The sequence below is a fragment of the Brevibacillus halotolerans genome, from assembly GCF_026891775.1.
GTDB lineage: Bacteria > Bacillota > Bacilli > Brevibacillales > Brevibacillaceae > Brevibacillus_B > Brevibacillus_B halotolerans.
In genome coordinates, this window is record NZ_JAPTNK010000014.1 from 104,438 (window position 1) to 128,198 (window position 23,761).

Here is a 23,761-nt window from a genome sequence, read left to right on the forward strand (position 1 = left end):
TTCTTGTACATGTATATACACTCTCTAAACAAAAAATAACCAATAGCCGCTTCATGTTCTGTTTAGCAATAAACGAATGAATGTAAAATCATAAGTCCTCATATTCTAAAAACAGGATAAAAACCCAATATATTGAACAAGAATATCCCGCTATCTTATAATCAAATGAAATACCATAATTAGGTAAATAAAGGAGGGTATTTCTTGAAGAGTAAACAACTATCGAAAAAGAAAATATGGTGGTATAGCATAAGTATCGTTGTTGCTGCTATATTACTTCTCCTCATATGGGCAGTAATTCGGAATTGGAACATTATTCACGTGCTGAATAAGGATAAGCTTAGCTATAATTTTCAGAGCATGGACAATATTTTTCCAAGTCGCGCTATAGAAGCATCGCAGCCTGTTTTCCATTTTGATACATTACAAAAAGAGTTGCCCCAAACTTATACATACAAAGATCAAACATTAGCTATTGAAGACTTTTTGCAACGAACAAAGACGAATGGATTACTAGTGCTCAAGGATGATAAGATCGTGAAGGAATTCTATCAAAATGGTATAAATGAACAAACAAGGTTTACTTCTTGGTCAGTGGCTAAGTCATTTATCTCTGCACTTGTTGGTATCGCTCTTGATGAAGGATTCATTAAAAATGTAAATGATCCGATCACCAACTATGTCCCAGAATTGAAGGGCAGCGGCTACGATGGTGTACCGATTAAGGATATTCTGCGAATGGCTTCTGGAGTTAGCTTTGATGAAGACTATGACGCCACCTTCTCAGATATAAACATGATGATGTATAAGACATTTCTATTCGATAAATCGATTAATGATTATGCACTGGGGCTACAATCTCAGCGGCCATCCGGAACCTTTCAGCATTATATCAGCATTGATACACAGGTTCTCGGCATGCTGATCAGTAAGGTTACAAGCAATCCTCCGTCCCAATATTTACAGGAGAAAATTTGGGGGCCTCTTGGAATGGAATCTAATGCTTACTGGAGTACCGATCGCCTTGGCACAGAGCTATCCTTTATGGGTCTAAACGCAACCATTAGGGATTATGCTAAGTTTGGAAGCTTATATCTTCATGAAGGAGTTTGGAACGGAAAACAAATCATTTCAAAAAAGTGGGTGCAAGAGTCCACACAGATAGAAAAGCCTCAGCCTAATCACGACCCTAAGGGAGTGTTAGGCTACCAATACCAATGGTGGGAGGCTGATCCCGCAGATGGTTCCTACAGCGCTATTGGAGTCTATGGACAATTCATCTATGTTAATCCAAAGGCCAACGTAGTAATCGTCAAAACCAGCGCTGACCCTGATTACGGTAGAGCTGATTATCATGATGAAAATTTTTCTGTGTTTCAATCGATCGCGAATCATTTTAGTAAATAAACTTCATTTGCTTCCTCATACTGACGGCACGATTCTCAGCTAGCTGGTTGCTTTGCTACCCAATCTCTAGTTATTAGCAAATGTGGTTGAAGATATATCCCCCACTATGAGTAAGACACTCTTTTCTCTTATATGCGAAAAGAGTGTCTTTGTCTTATCTACAGCTATTTCGTTTCACGATGAAGAGTATATTTTTTTAGACGAGGGGAATATTTCTTTAGCTCTAGGCGATCGGGGTTATTTCTTTTATTTTTTGTTGTAATGTAGGTACGATCTCCAGATTCTGTGCATTGCAGGGTAACTGTTACTCTCATTGGTTAAATCCTCCTGATCATTTCTATTTATTCATCCTGGCTACTAAGCGTCTCGACAATAACATCACTTGTTGGCAATGGATCTTTCAACGTATTCCAGTCTGCATGCAGCTCTTCATTTGTTAAAAGGCAAGCATCTAAAGACCGGATGATATTGCCTTGATCCAGATTAAATCCAATACATACAAGCTCATTGATACGATCTCCGAATTGAGGGTCCCATTCTTCAGCCCATTCAGGGTCTTCCGCCAGTATCTGCTGCTTCTCTTCTTCGGGTAAAGCCGACACCCAATGGCCCGCTGACTCCAATTGAATCGATGGACCTGCCTGACTAATCGTCAAAGCTATGTCATTACGGGTAGCAACCCATAGGAAGCCCTTTGCTCTCACTACATCTTCAGGCCAATCCTGAAGCCTTTTATATAATCTCTCAGGGTGAAACGGAATTCTTCGGCGATAGACAAAAGAGGAGATTCCGTATTCTTCCGTCTCTGGCGTATGGTTTGGCTTTTGTAATTCTTGTAACCATCCAGCCGATTGGCTTGCTTTTTCAAAATCGAACAGCCCTGTATGAAGAATTTCTTTAGGATCGACCTTGCCATAGGAGCTTCGAATGAATTTTGCCGTTGGCTGAAGCTTACGAAGAATTTGCTCCAAATGCTGTACATCCTGTTCTTTAACCATGTCACATTTATTTACGATTAAAACATCACAAAACTCAATTTGGTCAATTAGCAATTCGACGATTTCACGCGTGTCTGTTTCATCCACTGCATGGCCGCGCTCCAATAAGCTTTCTCCTGAGGAAAAATCATGCCAAAAACGGTTCGCGTCCACTACCGTCACCATTGTATCCAGCCTGCATATACGCGAAAGATCTATCCCCATTTCTTCGTCTACATACGTGAAGGTTTGCGCTACTGGCAACGGCTCTCCTATTCCGGTGGATTCAATCAGGATGTAATCATAGCGATCCTCATTGACTAGCCGTTCGACTTCCACTAATAAATCCTCACGTAGCGTACAGCAAATACAACCGTTCGACAGCTCCACAACCTTCTCGTCTATTCTAGAAATCCCACCGCCATTCCTTATCAGATTGGAATCGATATTCACCTCGCTTAGATCGTTTACAATGACCGCTACACGAAGGCCCTCTCGATTGTGTAAAACATGATTCAAAATAGAAGTCTTACCCGCTCCAAGATATCCGCTTAATACAGTAACTGGAACTCGCTTTTCACCCATATGTAAGTACCCTTCTTTCGTACAGGTATAGAAGATAATAGATAGCATGCTAGAATTAAATCGTAACGATTACGATTTAACCAATATACTACTGCACTCACAGCAACAAGTCAATACAAATAATAATCATTACGATTTACAAATGATAGATTTGTTATAAAAACTAGCCAATCGCGTAAAGCAAAAGACTTCCAGACTAACGAAAAAAAGCCTGTAACAACAAGTTTTTTGCTGTTACAGGCTTCCAAAGAATAGAGCTACATTTCGATATCGTTATTCAACAGATAAGACAGAATCTCTCTACATAGTTAGGCTCGCAGAAGTAGCTTTACTTACCTTAATCAAATCAACGGGATTAAGAAAGATCTGCAAACCCCTTTTACCAGCACTAATACTAATTAGCTGGAGACTGAGAGCTGACTCGTCAATAAATAGTGGGTAATTTTTTTTGGTGCCTAGAGGTGAACACCCGCCCCGTATGTATCCCGTTAACTCTAGTATCTCTTTCATTGGCACCATTTCTGCCTTCTTATTCTTACTAACGGCAGCCAGTAATTTTAAGTGAAGCTCCTTATGGGCAGGAATACAAGCCATGATAACCCCGGTCTTATCACCACGAAGTACCAGAGTTTTAAAAACCTGCTCTACTTGTAAATCAACCTGCTGAGCTACGTGTTTCGCGTTTAAATGCTCCTCATCCCATTCGTACTCATGCACCGTATAGGGAACCTTATGTTTATCTAGCAAACGACAAGCATTTGTTTTATTGCTCATATCATTACACTTCCTTATAAGGGTTACCCTTATTATAACGCATGTAAGAATTTCTTTTATTCGATTTGCCTCTTTAGTTAATAGGTCTCTTTGTAAAAAGTAGTCAATAGCCCTACTGTTTGTCCCCTATCCGATTTCTATCTATCATTTTCTTGCTATCAAAACCCATTGTAATCCCATCGCAATCACTAAAATACCACCTGTAAGGTAAGGTAACATCACCGGGGTCATTCCTTGTTCTAGCAATATTCCATTTGTCATGGTCCCAATGGAACCAGCAAGATAATTAATAGAGCTTAACAGGGCAATGGAAATAGTAGCATGCTCAGGACTGATTTCTACTAGTGTTTTTTGCTGGGTTGCTAAGGCCGCCCAGCCACTAGCCCCCCACAGCATCAAGACGATAGCAAGTATGGCTGACAGGGAATGAATGCTGCCCATTATGATAAAAGATACTAGCATCACGATTAATAAGTACATTAATATAACTCTGGGTTTCTTATAAAAATCCATAAGATAACCAATGATAAAGCTCCCAGCAATGCCACCGATCCCCCACATCCAAATAAACACAATCGATTGCTCAAATCCATATGCCCTCATAATAAGATCTAGGTACGTATATAAGCCTAAACTGCAAAAGCTAAGGAGCACCGTTATCATCATAACAAGCTTTATATCTTTATTTTTAAACATACGCACTCGTTCTCTGAGTGTCGGCAAACTATTTGATTGTACCTCTGGGAACCTCCACCATACAGCTACGATTCCTACTACACCAATCCATACAATAAACCACATAGTCATCCGCCATTCAAAGATAGCGGAAATATAAATCCCCAAAGGGACGCCTATTACCGTTCCCGCACTCATGCCTAGCAAGATTGTACTTAACGCCCTCCCCCTTTGCTTTTCCTCAACTAAGGAAACGGATGCTGATGAGGCTAATGGCGAGTATAGCCCTGCCCCTATCCCCGCTAGTCCTCTTGAAATCAATAAAAGGATAAACTGATGCGTAACCGCAGTAATAAAATTAGCAAGTGTGAATATTGATAAAGCCGTTACTAATGTATATTTCGCATTTGTTTTGCTCATGAAGGTTGCAAATACAGGAGCTGCCATCGCATAGCATAAGGTAAATACGCTAACAGTTTGTCCTGCGACCCCAATAGATACACGAAAGTCTTCAGCGATACTAGGTAAAATTCCAGCCATAACATAAGCATCCACACCTAGTGCGAACATACCCAACAGCAATAAATATATCCTTCTCAATGGTAATCACCCTTTTTCTTTGATGTCCAATTCTTATCCTATCGGGTATAGTCATATTAGTGAAATTAATAATATGCATAGAAGGTATGAGGATAACTTATGACGATAGCTAGATATGAGGTATTACAAAAGGTTGTTGAGCTAGGGAATTTTACACGAGCTGCTGAACAGCTTAACATGACTCAATCAGCAGTCAGCCATGCTATTGCGAGTTTAGAAAAAGAGTTTGGCTATCCTTTGCTACACCGAAATAAGCAAGCAGAAATTAGCCGGACTGCATTTGCTGATCGAATCCTGCCGCATATACAGCAGATTCTCAAGAGCGAGGCTATTATTAAGCAGAAATTATCGATTCAAAATAATCAACTCGAAGGCACTCTAAAAATAGGGGCCTTTACAAGCGCGGCATCACAGATCTTACCCGCCATGCTGGCCAATTTAAAAAAGACCTATCCTGGTGTAAAAGTCATTTTATTTGAGGGCACATATGGGGAAATCATGGAGTGGATTGTAAACGGAACCGTAGATATTGGCTTTATTGTTGATGCTCCTATCAATCACCGTTTGAACGTGATACCCGTAAAAAAAGATGAATTAGTCTTGGGTTTGCCTAAAAACCACACCCTTTGTCAGCACAAAGTCGTCGATATTAAAGAAATAGCTGGTATGGACTTTATCATGCCAAAAGGCCCTTATCAGACATTAGTTTTAGAAAATTTAACCGCTCATCAGGTACGTCCCCATGTCATTTTAGAGGTTCTCCATTGTGAAACGATCGTCAACATGGTCTCTCAAGGTATCGGGATTACGATGGGGCCTGAGCTATTTTTCAAATCGCATAAGAATATTGAAATAAGGAAGGTAAAGCAAAAGAAATATCGTCAAATCTACTTGGCTTTTAAAGAAGTAACACCTATTGGTAATGCCTTTTGTCTATGTAATCAGTTACAGCATGCGTAATATGTCTATCCTGATTTCCCCTCTCTTCCTATCGTTTGTCACAAAATTGGTTGCTTGATCGTTATATGTGCAAACCGAAACGTGGAGAGGATTTGCATGTAGGAAGTAACTTGTATGGTTGTTGGTGAAGGTTATGCTGGTATTAATGACATCAAAGCCATTCGGAAGGCCTTTGCAGAAGTCAATTCTTACACCCTTCTCCTAATTCTGATTGACAAACAGCCACACCATCTGCGAAAGGTATTACTGTTCAAACCCGCTGCATGTATGAATTACAAACGTGGTACTGAATTCCTATGGATTTTACCATAGATCAACTAAGCCGTTTCCTAAATAAAAATGCCACTCGTAAGGCATCCGCTGGACGTCCTTAGAGTGGCCCTATTTTTAGTACTGTACCATTTGATTATTTCTTCTCAGGCATTTTATGTACTACTTGTTCAAGCAGTACTGCAATTTCCGCTCTTGAAGCAGGAGCAGTTGGATTGAGGTTTTTACCGTCTCCTTTTACAATCCCTTCTGCCACTAATGCACTGATAGCTTCCTTCGCGTTATTTTTTACTTGATTAGAATCGGCAAAACGATTTAGCTCAGCCGCTTCACCCTTTTTCAGCTCCATACCGGACTTAATCATGGCCTGATACAAGATAACCATTAGATCTTGTCTTGTAATAGGCGTGTCTGGATTGAACTGTTCACCCTCGAAGCCCTGAATGATTCCTTGATCCTTCAAGCTTGTTATTGCCCCAGAATAATAGCTATTTTGTGGGACATTAGGGGTATTTCCTGCCACATCTGGCTTCAGATCAAACATTCTCATCACGATGAGAGCAAAATCTCCGCCCTTCATGGCCGCTTTTGGAGTAAATGTGTGATTAGAGGTTCCTAAAATGATTCCCTTAGAATTCAACAGCTCGATTGAGTTTTGCGCCCACTTATGGTTTTTTAAATCATCAAACGTTCTTGTTGTCGAACTGCCTTCTTTTTCGACTTTAGCAGGATTTTGGGTTCCTTGGTTGTTTGTTGTTGAGGTTGCTGTTGGCGTTGTTGTTGCTGGTGTTGCCGTGTTTTTGTTTTGATCCGTATCTTTGTCTCTCTCTTTGTCCCTGTCTCTATCTCTATCTCTATCTCTGTCCTTGTCTCTATCTTTAACCTTATCCGTCTCTTTCTCTGGTTCCTTCTCTTTATCCCTCTCCGGTTCCTTATCTCTATCTTTCCCCGGTTCCTTATCTCTGTCTTTCTCCGGCTCTTTATCTCTATCTTTCTCCGGTTCCCTATCTCTGTCTTTCTCCGGTTCCTTATCTCTATCTTTCTCCGGCTCTTTATCTCTGTCTTTCTCCGGTTCCTTATCTCTATCTTTCTCCGGCTCTTTATCTCTGTCTTTCTCCGGTTCCCTATCTCTGTCTTTCTCTGGCTCTTTATCTCTGTCTTTCTCTGGCTCTTTATCTCTGTCTTTCTCTGGCTCTTTATCTCTGTCTTTCTCTGGCTCTTTATCTCTGTCTTTCTCTGGCTCTTTATCTCTGTCTTTCTCCGGTTCCCTATCTCTGTCTTTCTCTGGCTCTTTATCTCTGTCTTTCTCCGGTTCCCTATCTCTGTCTTTCTCTGGCTCTTTATCTCTATCTTTCTCCGGCTCTTTATCTTTATCTTTCTCCGGCTCTTTATCTTTCGCCTCGCCATCTGTACCTACATCTACATCCGGCTTGCTTTCTTTTTCTTTGTCAGTAACCGTTTTTACCGCTATCTTTAATTCTTTTGCACCTTCTTGAAGGGCATCGAATGTAATCTTGCTTCCTTGAGCGTTTACCTTATAGGCATATGCTATTCCGTAATCTGCTGCTAGGTGATTTGCTACCTTCTGGGCAACAACCGCGGTATCATCATTTGCCTCTACCGGAAAAGCAATTTGCTTATTGATTTTGCCATCAGCAATATGGACAACAAGATTTCCCGCTGTATCTGCACCTGTATTTATTTGAGTGCTTAACTTAGCCTTTTGTCCAACAAATCCAAAGGTTCCTTCCGTTCTCGTCTCCAGCTCGCCCCATGTCAGCCCTTCAACCGCTGAGCCATTTCCATTATCTACCACATTAAGAATGACATTAGCGCTGTTGCCTGTTCCTGGCTTTTGCTTCATGATAATTCCCGCTGGTGACGCGGAAGTGATAACTTCATAATTTCTGCCCTCAGGATGATGGAATAGAGCTGCTTTCAGCACATTTTCTATTTCGGCCAGCACATCTTTATTCTTCCAGCCCACATATAGCTTGTGGTTTAATGCTAATTTGCGTCCTAAGTAGTCAACTGTATTTACTTCCTCATTATTGATGTACATTTGTAACACCAAAAGAGCCGTTCCAGGTCCATTGATGGGTTGTCCATTCGAGCCTGTGACATCTCCAGACAAAGGTAAGAAATATTCACCAAGCACCTCGGTCGTATCTCGTCCTTGCCTCTCGACAGCTACATCACTCATCGTAACTCCCACATTTACCGTCGGTTCAATCTTCGCATCAACCTTAACGTTAACTTGTGCCTTGACACCGTTACCTTTTACTCCATCAGGAAGATTGATCAACGTTCCCGTTATCGTAAATGCCTGTTCCTTAGCATTACCTTTTTCATAGCTAATGTGATGTAAATCCCACTGCACATCTGCCTTAATGCTAGTACCATCAGATAATACGACTGTTACTTGCTTTGGCAGGTGTAGCGCTTCTAGTGAAGCATTCGTACCGCTAACGATTCCGGTAATGTCTGCTATCGGATTCAACGACTGCACATAACGCATTGCGTTAACTGAGAGATTAGCAATTACCTTTTCACTAGGTTGAGCAACACCGGCTGGTAAGTGAACTAGTGTGCCCTTAACCTCCACTGCTTGTTGTTGTTCATTGGCTGGGTCATAATTTGAAGCCGTTAGCTCCCATGTGACATCCACTTTTTCCTTTTTCCCGTTACTTAACGTCACATTTACTTGCTGCGGCAGATAAAACGCAAGTGCTGTTTTGCTAATGCCGTTAGGTACTTGTGCCACCTGTACAGGATCAATCTTTGTAACCTGAACGGCAGCATTAACTTTTACTCTCGCCTCCGCTTGTACTCCATTTGGATTTTGTAAACCAGCCGGAATATTTTTTACTGTACCAGCCACGGTAAAAGTCTGCTCCGCTGTATTGCTAGGGTCATACGTACTGCCATCTACATTCCATTCGATTGGCACCTGAGCCTTGCTACCGTCACTCAATTCGACTTCTATTTGTTCAGGCAAGCCTAGTGCTGCTTCTGTTTTTTTTGTACCATTCAAAACATTATTGATTGCTACAGGCTCAAGCTTAGTGATTGTACGTGCATCTTTGAAGGTAACATTTATTTTGGCCTTAACAGCATTGCTATTAGCAATTCCCGCAGGCAAACCAGATCGACTCCCCAAATTACCTAAGAATTGAACCGTATGGGCACTCGGATTGTTTTCGTCATAATCTCCATGTTCCCAAGAAACATCAACCGATTGGGTCGTGCTATCATCTAAGACCACATCTACGCTATTTGGCAAACCCAACTGATAAAAGCTTGTGCCATTTTCTTTTTCGAGAATATCAGCTAACGGATTCACACTCTTGATCTGCTTTGCTGCAGACACTGTAATTTTCGCTGTCGCTTTCATATTCTTGGTGTTCGTTATGCCTTCTGGAAGTGCTGAGCTCCAAGAAGTTTCACGTAACGTTCCCACAGCCGTGAATGTTTGACTATTCACCTCGTCAGGATTGTACTGGTCATAATTCCAACGAACGTATAATTCTACTTTTTTACCGTTGCTTAATTGAACCGTGACATTGCTTGGTAAACTAAAATGATATGCAGGTGTCCGATTCGGGAAAGTCGATTCTGGAATGTCTTCTACCGCTTCGATCTCGATCATGGTTGCCTTTGGATTTTGATCTGTTTCTTCTGGAATTGGTTGAGATGTTGGAGTGGGCACGGGACCTAGTCCTTCTTCATTCTGAGTTCCGTCGAGGTCGATCTGACTTTCACTTTCTTCAGACTGAACTGTTGAGCTGTCCACACCTGATTCTTTTTCAGTCTTAGGTACCTGGCTGGTTACTGTATCTAAAATTTCTTCACCTTGAGTACCCGAGCCGCTTGTTATACTTTCACTTTTTGTCCCTAATTTAGAACCATCCTTTTTATCCTCTACGGTCATTTGTTTCGCTTCTTGTCCGTCTTGTATCAGATTCTTCTCTACTGCCGCAGACACATAAGACGGTAACCCTAAAGACGTCAAAAGACTCGTAGAAACTAGAACATGAAAAATCGCCTTTTTCTGTATCATTTTGTTTACTCCCCTGTTTAATCTCAACAAATAACCATGATAATGATAATTATTATCAATGAATTTCAAACAAATTATTCAATATTTTTTAAAATCTGTCAATCCCTTTTTAGAAATGAAACTTTACATAGCACTTACCTTACCAATATGTATCAGTTCACCAATGATCTATTATTTACAGTCATACGATCAGATTTTGATATCTTCTTCTGCGCAAAAGCAGGCACGCGTTGAAACAATTGGTCTAGACTAAACAAATAGGTGTACGAACCGCTGAGCAATAAACCAAAAGCACTGGTATAAAGAACGAGACTAAGTAGATTCATGTTACCTGACAAAATGAAATTGATATGCATAAATAAACAAATAAGAATGCTTGGCAGCGTACACAAACCAACAATCAACAGAATGCCAATGACAATCTGAACAACCGGAATCACATAATTATAAAAATCAACATAAGGAATACATAAGTGCTTGATAAACTCCTTGTAAAACTCGGGCACATTCGGTTTCGTTAGCGCCGTTTCTAAATAGTCCTGTAAAAAGACACTCGGCTCCCGAAACCAGCCCTTATCAGTAATCTTGGTCACCCCAGCTAACAACCACCCTCCTCCAAAGGCCATTCGCATTAGCACAACAAGAAAGGGAAAAATGTACTGCTTGAAAGAATGGGATAAATTCATTCAGTAAGACTCCTCACTTCTTTTAATTGAAAACGATTATTATTATCATTATTTTGGTCATAATTGTCAAGGCTTGTTTTCCTTGCTAAATGAGGCCTCTTTTGCAATATTTTTGGAATATACTAGGCTAAAAAAACAAAGCGGGGATTATATTTTCTAAAGCGATATATAGATAACGAAGTAATTACTCTGGAGAATGGGCATGTTATTTTTTGTTCACTAGCCGTTTTATAAAGGGAGGATTACTTATCTAAAATACATGCTTCCAAATCCCTGAAAAATTTAATATTTAGTCTTTCATTTGTATTTATATGCAACAAAAAAGTCGAGGCTATACAGGATGAATTTCCTGTTTTCCACTCGACTTGTCATCAACAAATTAAGGATAAAAATTGATATTTTGAGCTTGCGTCATAATAAAAAACGGAAGTCTTTTATACTTCTTACCAATTACGAATAATTTTCTCCTAACAATGCACCAATACACTTGTGTTTAGTAGTGGAGTATCACACAACAGGTCTGGGGTCTTTAATCAAAATCCCTCGCTTGGCATAAAAGCGAGCAAATCCTTCACAGCTAAGATGCACATTTTCCTGACTAGCAACTGTGTTTCCAGACGGATTGTGGAAGATGAGCTCCCGACGCTTAGCATCTCTTCCGAACACATACACCAGATGTCCCCCTTGGTTGGGCGGCGTCACCTCTGGCGTCCGAATCGTAGGGTGGACGGAAGCCATGTACACATAGCCCTGGTCAAGTAGATCATAAATCTCTTCAATGGGAGTATGCTCCTTCACCTCAGCTTGGAGCCCATATTTTTCGGCTATAAAAGACACAAACGGACGGTAGAACAAGCCTTTAATACTCCCATCCTCCTGAACCACATAGCCACCATAATCCCGGCACTGCTTCATCAGTTCAAGCGTTGGAATAATTCGATCGTGCCAATCGGCAAGTAGCATTTTTAAACAAGCCATCCCGCAAATATGGAAGCTCCACCGTGCATATTTATCCCGATCAATTCCACCAGACAAGTGCCATAAGGGATCGTCAGCAGGATGTAATTTGCCGGATAAAAAATCCGAAACTAACTGACGCGACTCCCATTGTGAATAGTAAGGTACTGCCTTCATGTTCATCCCTGCTTTCTGTTGAAGCTGTTTCTATTACTATATTTATTTCATAGGGAGGGCTTCGGAAGCAACTGTATTTTTAATGGGCACTTTATTTTTATTATGTAATTTTATTTTTACTGAATTAAAATGCTGTTGTTGAGACTAAAGGTAACCATTCATCCAAAAGGGTAATCAATTATTTTTAAAAATTTCTTTCATTACTCTAAGGGATTATTCTTTTTTTCTAACGCATTAGAAAGTTCTTTTAGTACTTTTACAAGCTCATCATTTCCCTTTTGTTTAATGAAATTCCTTTGTCGAAGAATCTGAAGAATATTCAGCAAAAAATAAACGCCAAAGCTTATTAAAAATATCTTCAACATATACTCAACTATGAATATGATCATCTTCTCAACCACTCCTTGAAAAAAATAGATATATGAAGTTCCTCTGTAGAATATATAGCTGAACAAGCAGAAATGTAAAACGTCTTTCTCATCTGAGAGAGGCGCTTTTTATATTCAAAAATAAAGGGGCTACAGTTCCCTATCCTAATTTGAAAGGAATAAATCATGATAATAAAAGCACAAACGTCCGATTTTAGGTTCAGACGTTTGGTTTACTTTTTATAATCTAAAGATGTTTTTTTAAATAAGGAAAAATAGGTAATTTACTAGCTCTTCTTAAAACCTGCATTACCTTTTCCTTATTGGTGGTCCTCCCTTCAACGTGAAGAAGTGGAATCATTTTGGTACATAAGTCTTCTAAATCGGGAATGGAAGCACCAGCCTCTACAGCGGATTTTACATGACCATGATGCTCTCTTAGTACATCTAAAATCTGATTGGTCTGGTTCTCATTTAACCCTTCTGAAATAACATAATCCCACAAGGCAAACGTTTCTGGGTCTACTGCAAACTCCCTCATCAAGTTTAGATAAAACTCTAACCTTTCTACCCTTTGTTCCAAAGTCTCTTTAGTCATTTGCTTTATCCCTCTTTAAGAGTCTTTATAACAAAACTTCAACTACAATGCTGATGCAATCCTTTTTATATATCGTTAGGTGTTAAAGAGCGTACATTTACCCTTGCCTTTACAGCACTCCCTTTTGTTCCAGCAATTCTAAGTCTATACTCGCCCTCGCCGTAATATTTATTTGTTTTTGGAACCACATACTCAGCTACTTCATCAGCTTTCACAGGCTCGATACCCCAAATTTCTGTACCGTCCTCAGAAAGAAGTTCTAGCCGGAAACTTTTGCTCCCCGTATTCTCCACGTGTATTCGTAGGTGTGGGTATTTGCCATTATGAGAAGAGTAATCTAAGACAAAGGAACCTTGACCAGATTTATAACTGACGTCCTCATCTTTGGCGATTGAAACGTAAGGTGCTATTGCGTTTCCATCAATATTTCCTTTACTTGCTACAGCACTAGAAACCTTTGGCTTGGTAATATGATCAGAATTAACATTAGTAGAAACTTCTTGTGAAACGGTAGAAGCACTTGGATGGGCGTTAGCACCAGTGACTACTACAGCTGTAATGAATAACGCAACAGGAACGGAATATACATTTCTTATTTTTTTCATTGTTTTTATCCTCTTTCCCTTTGTATAAGTGTATTTTACCAAAAATATAATCGTTTTACATTATTAGGAATATTTATTATTCTAATTATCTTCAATGAATAGCTGAACACGGCTCATTCATTGTAAAATGGTTTCCGTCGTACAACTATCACATGTGAGACAACTATTTTTTAATGAATCAGTTTGGAGAGAAAGTGGACTAGCTAAGTAAGGAAACAATTTGTTTGGTATTAAAGGAACAGGCTATATCTTAGGAGCTGGCTGATCGGTAAGGGTTGTAAGTAGACAGGAACCGAGGAATAGAAGAAAACGCTAAAAGAAGCTAAACCTCTGTTATAAGGTTAGCTTCTTTTATAATGTCCATGTGCGATATGACTTTAGAAAAGGATGCTAGAAAAAATTAATAATGTAGTGGATAACAGGTGTTATCGTTTTTTATTTTTCCTATTTGCAACTATTATTCCTATAATGACAATCAGAATGACACCAAGAATTATTAAACCAGAAACGCCGAATCCTGACATTGGGTTCTCTCCTCTCAAAAAAATAGTTACATTCTAACAGAATGTAACTATTTTATACGTATTTTGTTTTATTTTCCACTATCTACAATTTCAAGAGTTCCTAAATTATTTTTTACAGTGCTAGATAGAGTGATTGTATAATAGGCAACTGATGCTTGGAAATCTCGATCGAAAGTATATTCGAAGGAATTAATCAAAAAATTAAGAGTAGACAAATTATCTAAGAAACAGAAACTATACTAAAGCTTATCTACGAAAGGAAGCGAAGTGCTTTCACTTTCAATTTTCAAAAAAAACCTAGACAAAAAAGAACCTGACTCTGCCAATAAAGCGGAGTCAGGCTAATAATTTTAGGTACCATCTTTATTTTTAGGAACTAGCTTATTGTCTGTTGCTAATTTCCATGCATAAAAACAAATCCAAACCCTACTCCACCGTCACACTCTTAGCCAAGTTCCGTGGTTTATCCACATCCAAGCCACGAGCTGTAGACGCAAAGTAAGCAAGCAATTGCAATGGAATGACAGTTAATACAGGAGACAGGATCGGCAGTGTGCGTGGCACATATACCACTTCATCCACTGTTTTCTCCAATTCTGTATCTCCTTCAAATGCGAGACCTAGCGTGTAGGCGCCGCGGGCTTTGACTTCAACGATGTTGGAAACCGTCTTGTCAAATAGGTCTGGCTGGGTAGCCAATGCGATCACAGGCACATTCTCTTCAATGAGAGCTAGGGTACCGTGTTTTAATTCACCCGCTGCGTAAGCTTCGGAATGAATGTAAGAAATCTCTTTTAGCTTCAGGGAGCCTTCCAGCGTCACAGCATAGTCGAGACCTCGTCCGATGAAGAACAGGTTTTGAACATCCTTTGTTACAGAAGTAGCTACCTTGCGTAGGCCCTCTTCCATTTCTAGAATGTTAGCTGTTTGAGTTGGAATTTCTAATAGATGATCGACAATCTCAGCGATTTGTGCATCTGTCTGTGTGCCTTTTACCTGTGCAAGATAAAGCGCAAACAGATACAGAGCCAAGCTTTGGCATGTATAAGCTTTTGTAGAAGCAACCGCTACCTCTGGGCCTGCCCAAGTGTAGATAACTTCATCTGCTTCACGAGCTACTGAGCTTCCTACTACGTTGCTGACTGCCATTACTTTAACGCCTTGTTTCTTCGCTTCACGCAGAGCTGCGAGTGTATCTGCTGTTTCCCCTGATTGACTGATGACAACCACTAACGTCTTATCTGTGAAGATCGGGTCACGATATCTAAATTCTGAAGCGATCGCTACCTCGACAGGAACGCGTGTCAGCTTCTCAATGACTTCTTTCCCGATTAATCCAGCATGCATCGAAGTACCGCATGCTACGATATACATTCTGTCAAAAGCAGCTAGCTCTTCTGGAGTCATTTTCATCTCAGGAAGTAGCACACGCTTGGTTTCCAAATCAATACGGGAGCCAATTGTATCTCGCATTGCTTTTGGCTGCTCATGAATCTCTTTTAACATAAAGGAGTCATAGCCGTCCTTCTCCGCTTGCACCAAGTCCCAATCCACATGGAAAATGTCACGCTCCACAGGCTCGCCTGTCTCTGCCACTGTCAACTGGATGTTATCGCGAGTTAAAACAGCCATTTCACCTTCATTTAAAATGTACATATCACGCGTATGCTCCAAAATAGCCGGGATGTCAGAGCCAATAAACGCTTCCCCTTCACCAATACCCACGATGAGTGGACTTGCTAAACGTACCGCAATTAATTTATCTGGTTCGTGCTCTGTCATGATACCAAGTGCATAGGCACCGCGCATTTTTTGTATAGCCTTGCGCACTGTAGCTACGATATCGCCATTATATAGGTCGGACAATAGATGAGCGATAACCTCTGTATCTGTTTCAGACAGGAACTCATATCCTTTTGCTATCAATTCTTCCTTGATAGTCAGGTAATTTTCAATAATCCCATTATGAACAACTGCAAATTTATGCGTTTTGTCTAAATGAGGATGAGAATTTTCATCGGAAGGCTTTCCGTGTGTTGCCCAACGAGTATGGCCAATTCCAGCCATTCCCGCTAGCGGTCTGTCTCTTAGACGCTCTTCTAACGTAGCAATCCGTCCCTTGGATTTTGCATGATCCAAACCTTGCTCCGTCATTACTGCTACACCTGCAGAGTCATACCCACGATATTCCAGCTTACGCAGACCTCCAATAACGATATCCTGCGCCTGTTTACTTCCAATATATCCAACGATTCCGCACATAGTAATAGAAACCCCTCTCTAGTGGACAGGGGTACGACCCAACTGAATTTGCTAACGGGGTGTACCCCCGTCATTCCTTTGCAAATTTTTATCTATAAGGTAATTGTGAACATATCATACTCAGATTTTGTCCATAAAGTTGCCCCTATGTTTTGTAACTGAGCTTACGGTCCTGATACATGACCGGGAGGCATCCGCCGAACATTTCGATAAACCTCCACCTCGTCCACTGTGCTCCATGTCGGGCAGCCACAGTGCTGGCGCTTTTAAAAGATATCTGTGATCTTGAAAATGAAAATCCTCTCTCCCCTCCTTTTTCTGATAATCAAATCCTTTCTTACTTTAGCACAGCTTTGTGCGGGGGACAATATCTCTTTTCCGCTATGACCCTCATAAATTAATGATAAATGGCTAAGATTTCCCCACACTTTATGTTATGTAGGTGTAGGTATGAATGTGTTACTCAAAAAATGTAGCGGAAACGCTCCCCTTGTCAGGGTTCAAAAGCACATAAAAAAAGGAGCTGACGTAAGCCGCTCCTTTTTTCTACCATTACTTTTATGCTAATTCCTTTTTAACAACCTCTACGATTTTTTGAACCATAACCTCTAGTTCATCAGCATCTGGCCCTTCTGCCATGACGCGAACGATTGGCTCTGTGCCTGATGGACGAACCAACACGCGACCATTGCCCTGTAGACTTTCCTCTACCTCTTTAATCGCTTGCTCAATAGCTACGTTGCCATTTAGCTTTGTCTTATCCTCCACACGCACATTTACTAATAGCTGCGGGAATTTCGTCATCATCTGTTTTAGCTCAGACAATGGTTTGCCTGTTTCCTTGATGATGTTAAGCAGTTGCAGACCTGTTAATAAGCCATCCCCGGTAGTATTGTAATCCAGGAAAATAATATGCCCAGATTGCTCTCCACCTAGGTTATAGCCTCCACGAACCATTTCTTCCATTACATAACGATCGCCTACAGCTGTGCGTGTACTATTAATGCCTTGTTCCTCCATTGCTTTAAAGAAGCCAAGGTTAGCCATTACGGTCGTTACTACGGTATTGTTGTTTAGTTTGCCCTTATGCTTAAGAGCACGCGCACAGATAGCCATTAAATAATCGCCATCCACCAGCTCACCGTTCTCATCGACAGCTATACAACGATCTGCATCTCCATCAAAGGAAAGCCCCAATACAGCCTTATGCTTCACAACCTCTTCCTGTAAGCGTTCTGGATGTGTTGATCCGCATTGATCATTGATGTTGATACCATTCGGGCTTGCACCAATCGTAATTACATCTGCCTCTACATCTGCAAATAATCTGGCTGCCAAGGAAGAGACCGCTCCATTAGCGCAATCCAAAACGATTTTCATGTCCTCAAAACGCTCATTTACAGAACTTTTGAGATGAGACAGGTATTTCTGGCTACCTTCCAGATAATCGATTACAGTCCCGATTTTGTCCCCTGTAGGGCGCGGTAACGTATCCTCTGGAGTATCCAGATATTTTTCAATCTCATTTTCGTCTTCATCTGACAGCTTAAAGCCATCGTTACCAAAGAACTTGATTCCATTATCCTCAAATGGATTATGTGAAGCAGAAATCATGACACCTGCATCTGCCCCTAAAGCCTTGGTCAGATACGCTACGCCAGACGTAGAAATTACTCCCAAACGAACTACTTCTGCACCTACAGAGAGAAGACCTGCGATTAGAGCACTCTCCAGCATTTGACCAGAGATACGCGTATCGCGACCAATAACTACCTTTGGTTTACCTTCTTCTTTGTGTCTTGTCAGTACGTATCCACCATCTCGACCGATCTTAAAAGCCAATTCAGGTGTAAGTTGCGTATTAGCAACCCCACGTACGCCGTCTGTTCCGAAATACTTCCCCATCCTTGTCCCTCATTTCTTTCCTAGTACACGTAATAGGCTATGTTCCTACTGTTTTTTTGTGATTTCTACCGTGACCTGATGAAGTGCATTCGATGCTATCTTGAGATAATCTGGTAAATTGTTATTGTAAACCAGCGGGATCTCATGCACACCTACAGGCAGCGAGCTTACATCTGCTACAATTTGAATGTCATTTGCCGTGAGGTCTTTTAGGATGTTAGGAGCACCGATCACATCAAAGCTTGCTGTGCTTAATTCCTGTCCATCCGCTGTTACGACTTTGGCAACCAAATCTTCAGCGAGTCCAGTTACCCTTAATGGCACGTTCTCCAATTTTTTGGTTTCAGATGGCACTATTTTCAGTGTGACATCTAACGTATCTGGGTCAACTTTTACCACTTTTGGCGCCAACGGCATTTTTAGTTGAAGTACCCGATCTGAAGTAATATTTTTTAAATCAATTGATGGACCCGAGTAGATATCCATAGGCTTAATCACTTCATTTGGTCCGTATACCGTCACCTCTTGCGTGTTCATGGTGATACTAGCCAAACTATATCCATCTGGCAGCTCATTCGTCAAGTTTAATTTGAGCGGCACCATTTTGGACGGACTTGTCACCGGTATACTTACTTCAGCTACTAGCGGTGAGATTTCTGCGCCCGTCATCAGATTTCCTTGCTTGTCATACACTTTTAATTGGGCATTACTAGAAACAGTATCTGTCGCTCCATCTACATTGACAGCAGCTTTTACTACGCCAATCTTCTTAACCTGACTCGCTGGAACAGTAACCAGTACGCGGAATGGTTTTACGATAGGCTGTTTTAACTCATACCCATCCGCTGCCTTGCCAATTTTCTCGACCTGGACGTCCATTTCAACGGTTTGTTTTTCCTCTAATGTAACATCAATATAATCCGGTGTAATGGTCACTTTTGACCCATCGGGAAATCCGCGCGACTGTACCTGCAAACGATGCACTCCACTTGCTAAACCTCTAGCGTCTATAAATACCTCGTAGTTGTCAAAAATATTATATTTTAGAAAAGGATTGTTACTCTCCACTGCTACTTTAACCGATTGTAATTTGTTCGTAATCTCAAAATTATCGGCGTCATAATAAGCTTTGACCTTTGCACTCTCGATAATTCGAGTTGGCTGTACTGCTTCACTGGAATTGCCTTGCTCTGGCTCTAAGTTTACGATCATCCACAACATAATGGCCAAAAGTAGGGCAATTCCGCGGACAAACCAATGACTGTTTAACCATCTATCCATTTTTTCGCCCCCATTGCCAACGACTTGCCATGGATTTACTCTTCGCTTGTGGAGAGAGTCTGCTCAGCATTTTTTGCGCTAATAGCTCTTCGGTCAAGTTCCGCGTTATTTCTCCGTTGGTCGTTATCGAGACGTTACCTGTTTCCTCCGACACAATAATGGTAACACCATCGGAGACTTCACTCATTCCAATAGCGGCTCGGTGTCTTGTTCCAAGCTCTTTAGAAATGGAAGGATTCTCAGATAACGGCAGATAACAAGCTGCTGCTAACACCGTATCCTTACGCAAAATGACAGCTCCATCATGCAGAGGAGTATTCGGGATAAAGATATTGATTAACAACTCTGACGTGACTCGACCATTTATGGCGATTCCTGTCTCCACGTAATCATTTAGCCCTGTATCTCGCTCCACTACGATGAGAGCTCCAATACGGCGCTTAGCCATATAAGTCACAGCCTTGCCGACTTCCTGAACCATTCGTTGTACGCTGTCTTCATCATCATTCGAGTAAGATCGGGAGAATAATTTACCTCGTCCAATTTGCTCCAATGCACGACGCAGCTCAGGCTGAAAAATAATGACAACCGCTAATACTCCAAACGTAAAAGCTTGGGACATCAACCAGTGCAGGGTACGGAAATCAAAGTACTTGCTGAGTAACCAGGTAACGATAACTACCATAATTCCTCGCAAAAGTTGTACAGCACGAGTTCCGCGGACCAGCATGATTAGTTTATAAATCAAGTACGTGACTAAAAGAATATCTATTCCGTCACGCAATATGTTCACGTAGTTTAAATACCCCATACCGCCGCCTCACATTCCTACTCCAATACTATCCAAGAATTCTGATTGGATTGTTTGCGGAAAAAAGCACGGCTTCTCATGCCGTGCTACTTCTCTTTCTTCTATTTTCCCCTAATGAGTCAATGGAAGCAAGTCATTTCCGATATTTTTCATTTCATACCATACCCAATCGAAAATCATTTCGATGGATTCTGTATCTCCTGCCACCTGAGCCGTAGAAGCTAAAAAGACTCTGCCATCAATAGCTACGACATTTCCCTTAACTTCACCTTCTACTTCTACGCTGCCATTGCGGACAATCAGGTCTCCCGTTAAGGTAGTCCCAGCCGGCACGACAACTACATTACGCTCTTTATCTATCTTTAGCTTATCCATATTGGATGATGTGATTTGCAGGGTGTTATCCCGATCAATCCAACTGGTAAACAAACTTCCTGTCATAAGAACAAAAAAGACTGCCGCTGCCGTTACGAATGGGTGGCGTCTCATCCAGTTTCCAAAGCTCTTACGCTTCGCTACCGGAGGCAACTGAGCCATAACGCGTGCAGTAAAATCACTTGGTGCTTGAATATGGGAGGCACTCTCCACATAGGCAATTACTTTTTGCAATTGTTGTAAATGTATACGGCATTCTTCACAGTTTAGCAGGTGCTGTTGAAGACGTTGATTCGATAGTTGATCGATATCTTTATCCAAAAACACATGGTTAAGCTGCTTCGCTTCTCTGCAATCCATCTGAATACGTCTCCTTTCAATTAAAATCGCAACTTATTTCGCAGTGCTTCTCTCCCACGATGAATTCTCGTTTTAATCGTTGTAATTGGTAATTGCAAGGCATCGCTTATTTCCTGCAACGATAAATCCTCAATGTAACGCAGCACCATGATAGACCGATACTTAGGATTTAACTTGGTTAGTGCGGCCTGCACCGTTTCTTGTAATTCTTGTACGACGACTTTTTCCTCAGGGGTTTTCTCATCGGAGGCTAGTCTGGAGTACCAATCTAGCCCTTCTAAATCTCCGCCCTGCTCTTCATCTAAAGAAAATTGTGGTTTTTTCTTTCTTCCCCGGTCAATACACAGGTTAGTGGCAATACGATATATCCACGTTGAAAAACGATAATTTTCATCATAGGAATGCAGATTGGCATAAACGCGCAAAAAGGTTTCCTGTGCAATATCTTCAGCCTCTTGGCGGTTGCCAACCATTCTGAAAGCTAGCTGAAAGATTTTATCCTTGTACATTTCCACCAGTTCCGCAAACGCTTCACGGTCATCCCGTTTCGCTCGTTCTACCAAGCGTCTCTCTACAAATTCCATGCCATCCTCCCTAGAATGTAACCCGTCTTCTAATACGAACTAAAGACGATTTAGTTTCAAATTTTACTGTTAAAGTTCTGCGGAATTTTTATCTTTTTATTATATAGGTAGTTTACCTTTTATTCTTGATTAAAACTGTGTGAAACCAGTCTTTATGAAAAGAATTTTATCATCATGTATAAAAAAGAACATAAATACGCTGTTTTGTGCTATTTCCATACTATTAACGAAAGAGTAAGATACAAAAAATTATTCAAAAAGGAACGCGCGCTTAATTATTGTTACGTCTTGTACCGTATTATCCATGTAAATTTGTATACAAAAGCGATTTTGCAGTACAAGCACCGCTCCGTCTATCACTCTCGAACTTTTGAACTCCGTGTACAATGAGTTGGTTTTTCAAGCCAGTGCCAGAACTCACCCTTTAACCTACCTCCACCTTTTCCAAATGTAAAGGCATCATGAAAAGACAATTGATTGGCTTACTTTAAGTATATAAGATATGAAACAAATAAACAAAAGACAGGAGAATGGAAGATACTTTTCCATCTCCTGTCTTACTCTTACAAAAGCTTATCTCCAAATACGGAGCTCATTAATGCAACCGCCACAGCAGCTGTTGCATTTTGTTGATCGAGAATAGGATTTACTTCTACAAATTCGGCTGAGGTTAAGACATTCGCTTCAGCTAAAATTTCCATAGCCAAATGCCCTTCTCGATACGAAATGCCTCCGATAACCGGTGTTCCTACTCCTGGAGCATATATTGGGTCTAAACCATCTAAATCCAAGCTCAGATGAACTCCGTCTGTTCCTTGTGTAACATACTCAATGGTTTCTTCCATAACACGGGTCATACCTAAGCGATCGATTTCGTGCATCGTGTATACTTTAATACCAAGTTCCTTGATTAATTCACGTTCACCAAGATCCAAATCTCTAGCTCCAATAATGACGACATGTTCTGGCTTTATCTTTGGACTATATCCCCCGATTTTAACCAGCGCCTCATGCCCAATTCCCAACGAAGCAGCAAGTGGCATACCATGAATATTCCCAGAGGGAGATGTTAGACCTGTATTGATATCCCCATGAGCATCAAACCAAATCACACCAAGATTCTTTTTTGTCTGCGCAACCCCTGCAAGCGTTCCTAACGCTATGCTGTGATCTCCTCCTACAACTAAAGGAAAACGTCCATTTTCTATTTCTAGTGCCACCTTTGTTGCAAGTCTTTCATTAGCCTCTAACACCTGTTGTAAATACTTATGATTGTCAGTCTCTTCGAAATTTTCAGGTCTAATTACAGGAATATCTCCCAAATCCTTCACTGAGTATCCTAAACCCTCTAAACGCTTTACTACCCCAGCATACCTAATAGCGCTAGGTCCCATATCTACACCGCGACGATCCGCCCCTAAATCGAGAGGTACACCAATCAATGATATTTTTTTATTCATATGCGAGACTCCTTCCTTGGCGAAACAAAGTCTTCTAGCTTCTTAAGCTATATTGTAGACGGAAATAGGGCAATGACTCAACTCGACATTTTTTTGCATAGTTATGAATTTATTAAACAATTCATTAGCAAACAAAAAAGCAACTCAGTTGATCTGAGTTGCTTTTCCTGTACTATTATGGAGCGGGTGATGGGAATCGAACCCACGCGACCAGCTTGGAAGGCTGGAGTTCTACCATTGAACTACACCCGCATTATGCATGGTCGGGAAGACAGGATTCGAACCTGCGACACCTTGGTCCCAAACCAAGTACTCTACCAAGCTGAGCTACTTCCCGACAATATGGCGTGCCCTGAGAGATTCGAACTCCCGGCCTTTTGATTCGTAGTCAAACGCTCTATCCAGCTGAGCTAAGGGCACATAATATATGGAGCGGACGACGGGTCTCGAACCCGCGACCTTCGCCTTGGCAAGGCGACGCTCTACCAATTGAGCTACGT

Annotated in this window: 19 protein-coding genes and 3 tRNA genes; 3 read left to right on the plus strand and 19 right to left on the minus strand. The window is 41.0% G+C overall.

What is annotated here, in order from left to right; all coding sequences use genetic code 11:
* Window positions 1-204: 204 nt before the first annotated feature.
* Window positions 205-1,407 carry a serine hydrolase domain-containing protein gene (locus O0550_RS17305; RefSeq protein WP_258426920.1) on the plus strand — a complete coding sequence of 401 codons (1,203 nt, stop codon included), beginning with the start codon at window positions 205-207 and terminating at the stop codon, window positions 1,405-1,407.
* A 164-nt stretch (window positions 1,408-1,571) separates the two neighbouring features.
* Here the strand turns inward: O0550_RS17305 and rpmG are convergent, their stop codons facing one another.
* The 4 genes from rpmG to O0550_RS17325 all read right to left on the minus strand — a co-directional run bounded on the left by rpmG (window position 1,572) and on the right by O0550_RS17325 (window position 5,018).
* Window positions 1,572-1,721: a 50S ribosomal protein L33 gene (gene rpmG, locus O0550_RS17310; RefSeq protein WP_258426921.1), complete on the minus strand. Its 150-nt coding sequence runs from the start codon at window positions 1,719-1,721 to the stop codon at window positions 1,572-1,574.
* A 27-nt stretch (window positions 1,722-1,748) separates the two neighbouring features.
* On the minus strand, window positions 1,749-2,969 hold the full coding sequence (locus O0550_RS17315) for a GTP-binding protein (RefSeq protein ID WP_258426922.1): 1,221 nt from the start codon (window positions 2,967-2,969) through the stop codon (window positions 1,749-1,751).
* Window positions 2,970-3,269: 300 nt separating this feature from the next.
* Window positions 3,270-3,743: a Cys-tRNA(Pro) deacylase gene (ybaK, locus tag O0550_RS17320; protein ID WP_258426923.1), complete on the minus strand. Its 474-nt coding sequence runs from the start codon at window positions 3,741-3,743 to the stop codon at window positions 3,270-3,272.
* A gap of 144 nt (window positions 3,744-3,887) precedes the next feature.
* Window positions 3,888-5,018 carry an MFS transporter gene (locus tag O0550_RS17325; RefSeq protein WP_258426924.1) on the minus strand — a complete coding sequence of 377 codons (1,131 nt, stop codon included), beginning with the start codon at window positions 5,016-5,018 and terminating at the stop codon, window positions 3,888-3,890.
* A gap of 99 nt (window positions 5,019-5,117) precedes the next feature.
* On the opposite strand from O0550_RS17325, the gene O0550_RS17330 reads away from it, so the two are divergent.
* Window positions 5,118-5,978 (plus strand): LysR family transcriptional regulator, encoded by an 861-nt coding sequence (locus tag O0550_RS17330; protein WP_258426925.1) that lies wholly within the window; start codon window positions 5,118-5,120, stop codon window positions 5,976-5,978.
* Window positions 5,979-6,092: 114 nt separating this feature from the next.
* Window positions 6,093-6,290, plus strand: a complete 198-nt coding sequence (locus tag O0550_RS17335; RefSeq protein WP_258426926.1) for a hypothetical protein — start codon at window positions 6,093-6,095, stop codon at window positions 6,288-6,290.
* Between the two features lie 94 nt (window positions 6,291-6,384).
* Here O0550_RS17335 and O0550_RS17340 read toward each other — a convergent pair whose 3' ends face one another.
* From O0550_RS17340 to O0550_RS17410, 15 genes are all read right to left on the minus strand, one after another.
* A complete protein-coding gene (locus O0550_RS17340; protein WP_258426927.1) occupies window positions 6,385-10,308 on the minus strand; it encodes an Ig-like domain-containing protein in 3,924 nt (1,307 codons plus the stop codon).
* A 152-nt stretch (window positions 10,309-10,460) separates the two neighbouring features.
* Entirely contained in the window at window positions 10,461-10,994 is a 534-nt protein-coding gene (locus tag O0550_RS17345) for a DoxX family membrane protein (RefSeq protein WP_068793500.1), read from the minus strand.
* 507 nt (window positions 10,995-11,501) lie between these two features.
* Complete coding sequence (locus O0550_RS17350) at window positions 11,502-12,128, minus strand: C39 family peptidase (protein ID WP_258426928.1); 627 nt, start codon at window positions 12,126-12,128, stop codon at window positions 11,502-11,504.
* Between the two features lie 615 nt (window positions 12,129-12,743).
* Entirely contained in the window at window positions 12,744-13,094 is a 351-nt protein-coding gene (locus O0550_RS17355; protein ID WP_163246134.1) for a DUF1878 family protein, read from the minus strand.
* Between the two features lie 65 nt (window positions 13,095-13,159).
* Window positions 13,160-13,699 carry a hypothetical protein gene (locus O0550_RS17360; RefSeq protein WP_258426929.1) on the minus strand — a complete coding sequence of 180 codons (540 nt, stop codon included), beginning with the start codon at window positions 13,697-13,699 and terminating at the stop codon, window positions 13,160-13,162.
* A 950-nt stretch (window positions 13,700-14,649) separates the two neighbouring features.
* Entirely contained in the window at window positions 14,650-16,485 is a 1,836-nt protein-coding gene (gene glmS / locus O0550_RS17365; protein ID WP_258426930.1) for a glutamine--fructose-6-phosphate transaminase (isomerizing), read from the minus strand.
* Between the two features lie 558 nt (window positions 16,486-17,043).
* Window positions 17,044-18,390, minus strand: a complete 1,347-nt coding sequence (glmM, locus tag O0550_RS17370; protein ID WP_003333737.1) for a phosphoglucosamine mutase — start codon at window positions 18,388-18,390, stop codon at window positions 17,044-17,046.
* 45 nt (window positions 18,391-18,435) lie between these two features.
* The gene (locus O0550_RS17375) at window positions 18,436-19,671 is read right to left on the minus strand and encodes a CdaR family protein (protein WP_003345990.1); all 1,236 of its coding nucleotides are present in this window, start codon (window positions 19,669-19,671) and stop codon (window positions 18,436-18,438) included.
* A complete protein-coding gene (gene cdaA / locus O0550_RS17380) occupies window positions 19,664-20,482 on the minus strand; it encodes a diadenylate cyclase CdaA (RefSeq protein WP_003333740.1) in 819 nt (272 codons plus the stop codon). The genes O0550_RS17375 and cdaA overlap by 8 nt, the downstream gene beginning before the upstream one ends.
* 111 nt (window positions 20,483-20,593) lie before the next feature.
* On the minus strand, window positions 20,594-21,217 hold the full coding sequence (locus O0550_RS17385; protein WP_003333741.1) for a zf-HC2 domain-containing protein: 624 nt from the start codon (window positions 21,215-21,217) through the stop codon (window positions 20,594-20,596).
* A gap of 20 nt (window positions 21,218-21,237) precedes the next feature.
* Complete coding sequence (gene sigW, locus O0550_RS17390) at window positions 21,238-21,801, minus strand: RNA polymerase sigma factor SigW (RefSeq protein WP_003333742.1); 564 nt, start codon at window positions 21,799-21,801, stop codon at window positions 21,238-21,240.
* Between the two features lie 563 nt (window positions 21,802-22,364).
* The gene (gene rocF, locus O0550_RS17395) at window positions 22,365-23,261 is read right to left on the minus strand and encodes an arginase (protein ID WP_003345994.1); all 897 of its coding nucleotides are present in this window, start codon (window positions 23,259-23,261) and stop codon (window positions 22,365-22,367) included.
* A gap of 178 nt (window positions 23,262-23,439) precedes the next feature.
* A tRNA-Gly gene (locus O0550_RS17400) sits at window positions 23,440-23,513 on the minus strand.
* 8 nt (window positions 23,514-23,521) lie between these two features.
* Window positions 23,522-23,598, minus strand: a tRNA-Pro gene (locus tag O0550_RS17405).
* Window positions 23,599-23,604: 6 nt separating this feature from the next.
* Window positions 23,605-23,681, minus strand: a tRNA-Arg gene (locus O0550_RS17410).
* Between the last annotated feature and the right edge of the window lie 80 nt (window positions 23,682-23,761).

Bases quoted from the DNA above. Each gene is read 5' to 3' on its own strand.
- sigW (WP_003333742.1), bottom strand. From the start codon at position 21,801: ATGGAATTTGTAGAGAGACGCTTGGTAGAACGAGCGAAACGGGATGAC.
- O0550_RS17385 (WP_003333741.1), bottom strand. From the start codon at position 21,217: ATGGATTGCAGAGAAGCGAAGCAGCTTAACCATGTGTTTTTGGATAAA.
- cdaA (WP_003333740.1), bottom strand. From the start codon at position 20,482: ATGGGGTATTTAAACTACGTGAACATATTGCGTGACGGAATAGATATT.
- O0550_RS17340 (WP_258426927.1), bottom strand. From the start codon at position 10,308: ATGATACAGAAAAAGGCGATTTTTCATGTTCTAGTTTCTACGAGTCTT.
- O0550_RS17335 (WP_258426926.1), top strand. From the start codon at position 6,093: ATGGTTGTTGGTGAAGGTTATGCTGGTATTAATGACATCAAAGCCATT.
- glmM (WP_003333737.1), bottom strand. From the start codon at position 18,390: ATGGGGAAGTATTTCGGAACAGACGGCGTACGTGGGGTTGCTAATACG.
- O0550_RS17375 (WP_003345990.1), bottom strand. From the start codon at position 19,671: ATGGATAGATGGTTAAACAGTCATTGGTTTGTCCGCGGAATTGCCCTA.
- O0550_RS17355 (WP_163246134.1), bottom strand. From the start codon at position 13,094: ATGACTAAAGAGACTTTGGAACAAAGGGTAGAAAGGTTAGAGTTTTAT.
- O0550_RS17330 (WP_258426925.1), top strand. From the start codon at position 5,118: ATGACGATAGCTAGATATGAGGTATTACAAAAGGTTGTTGAGCTAGGG.
- O0550_RS17345 (WP_068793500.1), bottom strand. From the start codon at position 10,994: ATGAATTTATCCCATTCTTTCAAGCAGTACATTTTTCCCTTTCTTGTT.
- O0550_RS17350 (WP_258426928.1), bottom strand. From the start codon at position 12,128: ATGAAGGCAGTACCTTACTATTCACAATGGGAGTCGCGTCAGTTAGTT.
- ybaK (WP_258426923.1), bottom strand. From the start codon at position 3,743: ATGAGCAATAAAACAAATGCTTGTCGTTTGCTAGATAAACATAAGGTT.
- O0550_RS17360 (WP_258426929.1), bottom strand. From the start codon at position 13,699: ATGAAAAAAATAAGAAATGTATATTCCGTTCCTGTTGCGTTATTCATT.
- rocF (WP_003345994.1), bottom strand. From the start codon at position 23,261: ATGAATAAAAAAATATCATTGATTGGTGTACCTCTCGATTTAGGGGCG.
- rpmG (WP_258426921.1), bottom strand. From the start codon at position 1,721: ATGAGAGTAACAGTTACCCTGCAATGCACAGAATCTGGAGATCGTACC.
- O0550_RS17315 (WP_258426922.1), bottom strand. From the start codon at position 2,969: ATGGGTGAAAAGCGAGTTCCAGTTACTGTATTAAGCGGATATCTTGGA.
- glmS (WP_258426930.1), bottom strand. From the start codon at position 16,485: ATGTGCGGAATCGTTGGATATATTGGAAGTAAACAGGCGCAGGATATC.